Annotated in this window: 8 protein-coding genes and 1 pseudogene; 4 read left to right on the top strand and 5 right to left on the bottom strand. The window is 70.9% G+C overall.

Going from position 1 to position 9,311, the window contains the following annotated elements; all coding sequences use genetic code 11:
* A pseudogene (locus AB0M47_RS40585) lies at positions 1 to 142 on the bottom strand (DNA-binding response regulator); the annotation flags it as partial.
* The gene (locus AB0M47_RS40580) at positions 139 to 1,245 is read right to left on the bottom strand and encodes a histidine kinase (protein WP_363423767.1); all 1,107 of its coding nucleotides are present in this window, start codon (positions 1,243 to 1,245) and stop codon (positions 139 to 141) included. The gene AB0M47_RS40580 and the pseudogene AB0M47_RS40585, both read right to left, overlap by 4 nt.
* 127 nt (positions 1,246 to 1,372) lie before the next feature.
* Here AB0M47_RS40580 and AB0M47_RS40575 point away from each other — a divergent pair, with 127 nt between their 5' ends.
* Together AB0M47_RS40575 and AB0M47_RS40570 are read left to right on the top strand one after the other, a co-directional pair.
* Positions 1,373 to 1,753 (top strand): DUF6069 family protein, encoded by a 381-nt coding sequence (locus tag AB0M47_RS40575; RefSeq protein ID WP_363423764.1) that lies wholly within the window; start codon positions 1,373 to 1,375, stop codon positions 1,751 to 1,753.
* Positions 1,750 to 2,202 (top strand): hypothetical protein, encoded by a 453-nt coding sequence (locus tag AB0M47_RS40570; RefSeq protein WP_363423761.1) that lies wholly within the window; start codon positions 1,750 to 1,752, stop codon positions 2,200 to 2,202. The genes AB0M47_RS40575 and AB0M47_RS40570 overlap by 4 nt, the downstream gene beginning before the upstream one ends.
* Before the next feature lie 19 nt (positions 2,203 to 2,221).
* Here AB0M47_RS40570 and AB0M47_RS40565 read toward each other — a convergent pair whose 3' ends face one another.
* Positions 2,222 to 4,861, bottom strand: coding sequence for a VWA domain-containing protein (locus AB0M47_RS40565; RefSeq protein ID WP_363423758.1), 2,640 nt, complete (start codon positions 4,859 to 4,861; stop codon positions 2,222 to 2,224).
* A 214-nt stretch (positions 4,862 to 5,075) separates the two neighbouring features.
* Between AB0M47_RS40565 and AB0M47_RS40560 the strand changes: the two genes are divergently transcribed.
* Positions 5,076 to 6,614 carry a serine/threonine-protein kinase gene (locus AB0M47_RS40560; protein WP_363423756.1) on the top strand — a complete coding sequence of 513 codons (1,539 nt, stop codon included), beginning with the start codon at positions 5,076 to 5,078 and terminating at the stop codon, positions 6,612 to 6,614.
* 50 nt (positions 6,615 to 6,664) lie between these two features.
* On the opposite strand, the gene AB0M47_RS40555 is transcribed toward AB0M47_RS40560, so the two are convergent.
* Together AB0M47_RS40555 and AB0M47_RS40550 are read right to left on the bottom strand one after the other, a co-directional pair.
* Positions 6,665 to 7,210, bottom strand: coding sequence for an ATP-binding protein (locus AB0M47_RS40555; RefSeq protein ID WP_363423753.1), 546 nt, complete (start codon positions 7,208 to 7,210; stop codon positions 6,665 to 6,667).
* A gap of 238 nt (positions 7,211 to 7,448) precedes the next feature.
* Positions 7,449 to 7,880 carry a heavy metal-binding domain-containing protein gene (locus AB0M47_RS40550; RefSeq protein WP_363423750.1) on the bottom strand — a complete coding sequence of 144 codons (432 nt, stop codon included), beginning with the start codon at positions 7,878 to 7,880 and terminating at the stop codon, positions 7,449 to 7,451.
* A 215-nt stretch (positions 7,881 to 8,095) separates the two neighbouring features.
* Between AB0M47_RS40550 and AB0M47_RS40545 the strand changes: the two genes are divergently transcribed.
* A complete protein-coding gene (locus tag AB0M47_RS40545; protein WP_363423747.1) occupies positions 8,096 to 9,265 on the top strand; it encodes a right-handed parallel beta-helix repeat-containing protein in 1,170 nt (389 codons plus the stop codon).
* Positions 9,266 to 9,311: the final 46 nt, after the last annotated feature.

Below are 9,311 nucleotides of genomic sequence, written 5' to 3'. Positions count from 1 at the left end.
GGCCGTGCCGCTCGACCGCCGTCAGCGCCTGCGCGCCGTCGGCGGCCTCGCCGACGACCGCGATGCCGTCCGCGCCGTCCAGCATCATCGTCAGCGCTCCGCGTACCAATGGGTCGTCGTCGACGATCACCACTCTGATCATGACGGCCACGGTAGTCGCACGGTGAGCCGGAACTCGCCGTCGGCGTCGATCTCGTGTTCCAGCTCGCCGCCCACCAGGGTCACCCGCTCGGTCAGCCCGGCCAGCCCGGTCCCGGCCCCCGGTCCCGACTCACCCGGGACCGTCTTGTTGCGTACCACGATGGTCGCCGGGTGGGACGTGAGCTGGAGCGTCACCGCCTGCCCGGGGGCGTGCTTGCGCGCGTTCGTCAGTCCTTCCTGCACCACGCGATACGCACACCGCCCGAGTGCCGGCGGCATGCCGTCCAGGTCGAGACCGTCGTCGAAGTCGACGCGCTGGCCGGCCGCCCGCGCCTCGGCGAGCAGTCCGGGCAGGTCGGCGAGGGTCTGTCCGGCGGGCGCGTCCGGGTTGTCGTCGTCGCCGGAACGCATGAGGGTGATCACCTCGCGCAGATCCTCGAGGGCCTGGTGGGCGCCGGCCCGGATGACCCGGGCGGCCTCGGTCAGCCGCTCGGGCGGGGCATCGGGCCGGTACTCGACCGCGCCCGCGTAGGTGGCCAGCAACGACAGCCGGTGGGCGAGAACGTCGTGCATCTCGCGGGCGATGCGGTTGCGTTCGGCCCGGCGGGCCTCGCCGATCCGGCGTTCCTGCTCCTCCTCGGCTCGCCGGGCCCGTTCGTGCAACGCCCGGAGCAGGTTGGCGCGGGCCTGCGCCCACGTTCCCCAGCCCAGCAGCGCCGCGTACGCCGCCGCCATCAGCAGCAGCCACCACCCGTAGGAAACCCCCGCCGGAGTACGCCAGATCCCCTGCACCGCCTGGGCGAGTACGCCGAGCACGGTGACGACGAGCGCTTCGCGGAACGGCCGTCGCCGGGCGGTGTGGAACGCGGCGAAGCTGGCGACCGGCGTCGCGACCGGGGAGACCGCGGCGAGCACTGCGGCGGTCACCCCACCGGCGAACGGCTGCCGGTAGAGCCACGCGGTGACGCCGAGCGACACGAGCGCGACGATCGCGTCGAGCGGAAAGCTGTCGGGGTCGTTCTGGCTCGCACCCCACAGGGCGTACGCGATCAGCGCGCCGATCACGGCGAGCGTGATCGTCAGGCCGGCTTTTCGGGCGTTCACGCTGGCAGGCTAACCAGGGACGGAGCCGGCGACCACCTACTTAAGAAGTAGGCGCGCGACCAAAGCACGAGACGGGGCGGCTTGCGGACCGATGACCCACCCGGTGCGCCGGGGCGAAGCTTCCGGCATGACGAAATCAGTACGCCGCCTCAGCGTCACCGCCGCCGCAGTCGCCGTCGCCGGAGCGGGGTTCGCCCTGCTGTCCGGACCGGCCGGAATCGACCTCGCCGTGCAGACCGGCACCTCGACCATGGAGGTGACGCTCGCCGCCGCACTGATCGCCGGCGCCGTCTCCGCCCTCGCCGGCTGGGGCCTGCTCGCCCTGCTGGAGCGCGTGACCGGCCGGGCGCTGCTGATCTGGACCCTGATCGCCAGCGGGTTCCTGCTGCTGTCGCTGCTGCTCGGGCCGACCGGCGGCGTGTCCGGTGCGGCCAAGCTCGGTCTGGCCGCGCTGCACCTCGCGGTCGGCGCCGTGGTGATCCCGGGCCTGCGCTGGAGCGTCCGATGAGCGAGGTACGCAAGAGCCACGGCCTGTATCACTTCGGCGCGGCGACGCTGCGTACGGGGGTGGGGTGGCGGCGGGCCGTCATCCGGCTCGGTGATCGCGAATGGACCGTCCATCCCACCGACCGTTATCGGATCGGCGTCACGGCGCAGGCCGGCAGCGGCCCGGCCGTGCGGCTGCATCCGCAGAACTCGCACGTGCCCGGCCCCGGTGGCCCGGTCCGGTGGCAGATCGGCCGCCGGGGCGCCCGCCTGGAGCGCGACGGCCGGACCATCGAGCTGCGGTTGCCGGCGTTCTCCCGGGGCGAGGCCCAGGTCGAGGTCACCGGTGACTGGCCGGATCTCGAACTGGTCGTGCTCAGCGCCGTGTTCGCCGTGATGACCCGGCGTCGCCGCCGCACGATCATGATCATCACGATCACCGGGGCGACCGGTCACGGCCCGGTCTTCTGACCACGACCGGCCCGTCCCATCAGGTACGCCGTCGCAAGCGGGCCAGCAGCAGCAACCCGGCGCCGAGCGCCAGCAGACCCACCGCGTACGCCGCCATCCGTCCCGTCGGGGTTCCCGTCACGGGAATGGGTGGCGGCGTCGTACTGCTCACACTGGGCGACGGGGACGGCGACTCCGACGGTGACGGCGACTCCGATGGGGATGGCGTCGGCGCGACGAAGACGTTTGCGAAAGTACAGGTGATGTCCTGCCCGATCACCGGGGTCAGGGTGTTGCCCGGCGTCGGCACGACGGTGCCGGTCCCGGTGAGGACACAGGTGACCGGGTTCTGCGTGTAATCGGCCGGGCCGTCGGCCTCGCTCAGGGCGTATGGGATGCCGGGGATGGCTTGCGCGCCGGTGATCGCGGCATCGCCGTCGTGACCGCTGATGGTGGCCGCGTCGCCGGTCGGCACGGCGTTGAGGAGCCAGGCCGCGGGTTCGGCCGAGCCTCCCCCGGTGTTGTCGACCTGCTTGCGCAGGGTCAGCTTGGCAGGCTGCGCCCGGTTGACCGCCGTGCACTCGGCCTGCTGACCCAGCTGGACGGTGACGCCGCCGTTGAGGCCGTCGTACTCCGGGCCGAGGGTGCCGTCACGCTGCCGCAGCGCGCAGCTCCAACTGCCGGTGGACGGCGGGACGATGACCGCGTTCGGGCCCCGGTCCTGTGCGTACCCGGCCACAGTGGTCTCACCGAGCAGGTGCAGGACGCCCGCGTTGACCGTCGACTGGACGCCGGAGGTGCCGCTGAGGACCGGCGTCCCGTCCCCGGCGTACGCCGTGAGTGTCCAGCTGTCGGCCGGTTCGGCGGCGCCGAAGGCGTTGATCACGCTTTTGAGCAGCGTCAGCTTGGTCACGCAGGTGGCGGTGTTCGTGACGGTGAAGACGTTGGCCCCGGCGACCAGGGTCTTCGTCCCGATGTCGCCCTGGGTGGCGCTGACTGAGCAGCCGGGTGGCAGGAGGTCGGTGTTGACGTCCTCCCCGATCGTGACGGGGTCGCCGGCGAGGTAGCCGCCGTAGGACTGGCCCCAGACCGGTCCGGTCTGACTGGTCAGGGTCAGCGCCGCCTGGAACTCGGCGGGCTGGTTCGGCTCGTCGTAGGAGGTGCCGTCGACGATCCACCTCTTGTTCACGGTGACCGTCGCGGGCGGCACCGACGCGCGGTTGTAGACGGTGCACGTGACGATGGCGTTGCTGAGGGCCGGCACGGTGAAGCCGGTGGCGCCCACGTTGGTGGAGGTGATGGTGTCGCCGTTCGAGGTGCAGGTGGCATTCTGCCCGTTGTTCTGAAGCAGGGTGAAGCCGGTCTGCGGGGTCTCGGTCAGCGTCACCGGGAGCGATGTCGAGCCGTTCAGGTCGGCGGTGAAGCTGACCGCGCCGGAGTCGCCGGCGGTCGTGCCCGAGGTCGGTGTGACGCCCGTCGTGGCGGTGCTGAACTCCCAACCGCCGGCCGGTACGGCGTCGTCGATCGTGCCGGTCGGCGGCACCACCTGCTTGACCACGCTGATCGATCCCGAGCAGGTCCGCAGCGCGATCTCCCGGAAGACGGCGGCGAGCTGGTCGTATCCAGTCTGGACATAGTCGGTGCCTTCGACCGGCCCGGAGATCGCCTGCAGGTTGAGCGGCGAACCGCTGATTCCCGCGCCCACGCCGACCGCGACCACCTTCGTCCCGAGCGCCTTCAGGGCGTTGGCCGAGAAGATCCCGTTCTCCACCTCACGGAACCGGGTGGCATTTCCCGGTCCGTCGGGGCGCGGCCCGTAATAGGTCGGGTTGCCGTCGGTGAGCATGACGACCGCGTCGAACGTGGAGGGTGCCGCGGCCACGGCCCACAACCCGGAGTCCCAGTTCGTGCCGCCTCCGGCGGTCAGACCATTGATCACGTTCTTGACCGTCTGCGCGGACTCGTCGTCCGGCACCGCCGTCGGCCCCAGCAGCGTGCTCGCATTGGTGGCGAAGCTGTAGACGGCGATACGGGACGGAGTGCCGGTGAGCGCGTCGACGAAGCCGTTCGCGGCGTCCTTCACCGTGGGCAACGACGGCGCGATCGACCCGGAGACGTCGACCAGCAGCGCGATGTTCAGCCCGCAGCGGCCCGGCAGCGTCGGGTTGTCGCGTACGTCGGCCCAGAAGTCGCCGCGCGCGGTCAGGTTCGAGTCGCCCGTCGACGGCTCGGGAACCTGGTAGCTCTGGTTGTTGCTGACGTTGCCCGTGAAGTACTGGTTGTACGCCGTCGGCGTCGTGCTGCTACCGCCGGTGTTGAGCTGCGAGATGATCGAGTAGCCCGCGGGGGCGGTGCGTTCGACCACCCAGTACCCCTGATTGTTGCCGTTGCGGGCGGGCACGGTGACGGTGCAGGAGCCGTCGGCGCCCGTCGTGCAGCTCGCGGCCGGGGTGCCGCCCGGCGACCCGGTCGACAGTCCGGCGTACAGGTCGAAGGTGGCGCCGGCCAATCCGGACACGGTCTGCGCGCCGGTGCGGTCGGCACCCTTCTCGATGGTGATGGTGGCGCCCGCTGCCGCCTCGGCCGGGCCGGATCGCCAAAGCGTCCATAGTGTCGGGCCGGCGAGCACGGCGACGACGGCGGCGTACGCCGCTAGGCGGCCGGAGATCGGTCGGCGCAACGTGCCACCCTTCGCCTGACCAGGTCGACGCCTGGCACGAGTCGCGAGGGATGCAACAAAATCCTGCCACGCCGCCATTGCAACGTTTGGTAGCGACACGACTACCGATAGCGATACGTATCCGTTATCCAGACCGTCGTATGACGAGCGCCGACGCCGGGTACGAGCGGGAGCCCGGTGGCCGCCGGTGGAGGAACAGCCGTGGAGGAGCGCGATGTCCGGCGTACCAGAGGAGATCTTCGAGGCGGGCGACCTGCTGGAGGACCGCTATCGCCTGATCGAGCCGATCGCCGCCGGCGGCACGGCGACGGTCTGGCGAGCGCGCGACGAACGCCTGGGCCGGGTGGTCGCGGTGAAGGCCCTCGACCGCAAGCTGCTCAGCGACCCGGTGTCGCGGGCCCGGCTGGGCGCGGAGGCCCGTGTGCTGGCCCGGCTGTCACACCCGTCGATCGCGGTGATCCACGACTACGGCGTCGCAGCGTCCACGCGAACCGGGCAGGCGGTCCCGTTCCTGGTGATGGAGGTGGTCGACGGCGTGCCGCTGGCCGACCTGCTGGCCGGGCGGCCGCTGCCGTGGGGATCGGCGGTGACCGTCGCCGCCCGGATGACCGAGGCGCTCGCGGCAGCCCACTCCCGCGGCGTGGTGCACCGCGACGTCAGTCCCCGCAACGTGTTGCTCACCGCCGACGACGTCAAGGTGATCGACTTCGGGATCAGCGCGTTCCAGGACGAGCCGGGCGGCGAGCCCGGCGCGGAGGTCGTCGGGACACCCGCGTACACCGCGCCTGAGCGGCTCGACGGCGCGCCCGTGCACCCCTCAGCCGACGTGTACGCCGTCGGCATCATGCTCTACCTGATGCTCGCCGGGCGGCTGCCCTGGCGGCCGGCGTCCCTGCTGGAGCTGCTGTCGGCGCACCGGAACCTCGCCCCGGAGCCGCTGCCCGAGATCGACGGGCTGCCGGAGTCCGTCGCGCAGGCGTGCCACGCCTGTCTGGCGAAGGATCCCGCCGACCGGCCGTCCGCCGCCGACCTCGCCCGCATCCTGGGCGAAGCGGCCCCGGTGGACGGGCTCACGCTGCTGGACACCTACCCGACTCGGGAGTCGTCGGAGACGGTGACTCGCGTTCTCGCGTGGCCGACCCTGGCCATCGCCGGATCGTCGCGGCGCTCGGCGCGAGCCGTGGTGGGATCGGTCGCGGCGATCGCGGTGGTGGCGCTGGTCTGGCTCGCCGCGGCGCGGCTGCCCGGCGCTTCCCCGCAGGCGGCTGGGACTCCGGAATGGACGAACCCCCCGGCGACTCCGGCCTGTCAGGTCACCTACCAGGTGCTCGGAGACACCGGGGAGCGTTTCACTGCCGCGGTGACGGTGACCAATACCGGGCCCGACCCGGTACGCGACTGGCGGCTGACCTTCCAACTGCCCGGCCGGCAGCAGGTGGACGAGGCGCTGGCGCAGTGGTGGGAGCAGGACGGGACGACCGTCAGCTCCCGGGTTCAGACCCAGACGCTGGCGGCCGGCGGGACGGCGAAGCTTTCGGTGACCGGTCGCTACACCGGCGGCAACCAGTTGCCAGTCGCGTTCACCCTGCGCGACGCGGACGCCGTGGCGAGCTGCGTACCGACCGTTCTGGCGGTGGTTGCCCCGACGGTGACGCCGGGTCAGACGTCGGCGCCGTCCTCGCAGGCGTCCTCCGTGGCCGCCGACAGCAGCGGCAAGGGCAGCCACGGCAATCGGGGCAAGGGCAAGGGCTGAGGCGCCGTTTATCGGGGTGTCGTTTATCGGGGTGTCGGTTTATCGCGCGGTCAGGCCGTCGCTCGCGAGTCGTCGAAGACCGACGTACGCAGCCCGCCGCGCCCGTGATTGCGGTCGCCGGGACCCCGCAGGCGTACGCGGGTGGTGACCGTCGTCCCCGCCGGTCCGGTCTCGATGTCGAGGTCGTCGGCGACCATGCGGACGATCCACAGTCCGCGACGGCCGGCCTGGCCGGTCTCCGCCGAGTCCGCGGCCATGGACGGATCCGCTCCCGCCGACTCCGGTTCGGCGATGCCCGGACCGGCATCCTCGACCTGGCAGTAGACGGCGTCGCTGGTCCGCCACAGCCGTAGCCGCCCGCGTCCACCGCCATGGCGGATCGCGTTGACCGCCAGTTCGCTCGCGATCAGCAGGACCGCCTCGACCGTCGTCGGCCCGGCTCCGCCCGATTGGGCGTGCGCGACGACGGTCTGCCTCACCTGGTACAGCTGGCCGGCGGCGAACCCGATGTCGAGCAGGCTCTCCGCCTGCTCCGGAACCAGGCGCGCTCCTGCTACGCGGTCGGCTGTGGAGCCGCCGTCCGCTTGGTCGGACATGATTGCCCGCTCCTCCCGTTCACCCCCGATGGACGCGTCACCGCCATGACGCGTACGCCGTTGTTGCGCCGACACTAGCGGCCAACCACGGTTTTCACCTATGTCGGTCGAGGTACTACTTTCCATGACAATAGGGTCACGATCCGTGGGGAAACGTGAGCCCGAACGCGAGCGCGGTACCCCGTGCGGTTTCGCGGCAAACCGCACTTCGCGAATCTCTCCGAAAAGTGCGGGCGAATCACTGCTGGCGCGTGGACTCCGCGTACGCGGGTGCCCGGCGAGCTGCTGGAATGTCGGTCGGCGGCGGGGTGAGGATGACGGCGGTCCCGTACGCGCACACCTCGAACCAGCTCTCGGTGACCTGGCGATGATCGAAGCGCATGGCGATGACGGCGTCCGCCCCGAACTGGGCGGCGGCGGCCGTCATGTCGTCGACCGCCTCCCACCGGCAGGCGACGAGCAGATCCCGGCGCACTTCGGCGCCGTTGCTGCCGCCGGTACGCAGATTGACGAAACCCTCGCCGTACGGGTTCTTCGACCGCGCCGCGATGCCGAGAACCTGACCGAGGACGTGCTGGACGGTGCGCCCGTGGACCACGTCGGTGGTGACCACGAGGACGCCGTTGCGCAGGGACAGCCGGTGGTTGGGGGCGGTGTTCGGGGCGGTCATGTCATACCCGCCTTTCGAGAGAAGTGGATCGACGACCGGAAAGGACGAGATGAGGCCGTCGGCCAATTCCCCAGCATGGCCTGACTTATCCGATATATGCCACTGGTTACCTCCAAAGAGGTACGAGCCCGTGTAGAGAAGCTGTAGGCGGACTGAAGGTGATCTTCCTACCATCGAAGCCCTCCAGTTGATCAGTCCAAGGAGGACACGCCCGCATGATCGCCTCCCCGCACGAGCTCTCCCCCACCCGACTCCACCTCGGCGTACGCCACCTCGCCGCCGGCGTAGCCCTGCTGGCACTGACCGGCGCGGCCGTCCTCGCCGGCGACGTGCCGCCCGCCCACGCCGCCCGGGTCAACGCGACCTGTGCGAACACCACCGCGGACGCGGCGACCATCCAGACCGCGATCAACTCCTCGGCGGCCGGCGACGAGATCGTCATCAAGGGGCCCTGCCTGATCAACGCCACGATCAGCCTCACCGACGACCGCACCTACCGCGGCGACGGCGCCGGCACCACGCTCAAGCAGGCCAACGGGGCGAACCTGAAGGCGATGCTCGCCTCCGCGCCCTGGGTCGCCAACAACACCTGGGTCGGCTCCGGCGTACGCGTCGAGCGGCTCACCCTCGACGGCAACTCGGCCAACAACACCGGCACCTCGCCGCTGGTCCTCCAGACCTGGGACAGCCGGGTCTACGACATCCGGGTCTACAACGCCCCGGTCGACGCCATCCTGCTCACCACCGTGACCGCCAACGGCACGCAGATCACCAACACCGCGGTGAACAACGTCCTCAGCGACATCTACATCGAGGGCGCCGGCGGCTCGGGCATCCACGGCTACGACCCGGCCAACCTGCTCACCGACACCGTGATCGAACGCAGCTGGATCGCCGGCACCGGCGGCAGCGCGGTCGCCACCGACAACGCGGCCGGCTGGCAGATCCGCGACCTGCACCTCTACGAGGTGACCAAGAACGGCATCGACGCCAACCGCTGCTACAACACCGGCATCCACGACAACTACATCGAGGACTTCGGTTCTCAGGGCACCTCGGGCACCACCTACTACGGCATCCGGTGCACGGTCCAGGACAAGGCGCCGTCCTCGATCAGCGGCAACACGATCAACCAGTTCGGGACCTTCCCGAGCACCGGCACCTTCGTCTACATCGGATTGGACGGGGTCAACGGCGGCGGAACCGGCTTCGTCAGCGTCACCGGCAACGGCGTCCTGGGCAAGGGCACCACCCGCGAGACCGGCCTCAACTACCAGAAGGGCAGCGGGACCGCGCTCACCGTGGCCTCCACCGGCAACGTCGTCACCTCGGTGGGCACGGCCCGCACCGTCGGCACCGGCGTCACGGTCAGCGCCGGGGTCTGATCACCCGTCGTGGACCCGGCCCGCCGCCGGGCCCACGTTTGCGCAG

Source organism: Hamadaea sp. NPDC051192 (assembly GCF_040682475.1).
Classification (GTDB): Bacteria; Actinomycetota; Actinomycetes; order Mycobacteriales; family Micromonosporaceae; genus Hamadaea; species Hamadaea flava.
Note: the sequence above shows the minus strand (reverse complement) of the source record. Positions and strands in the feature narration are given on the sequence as shown.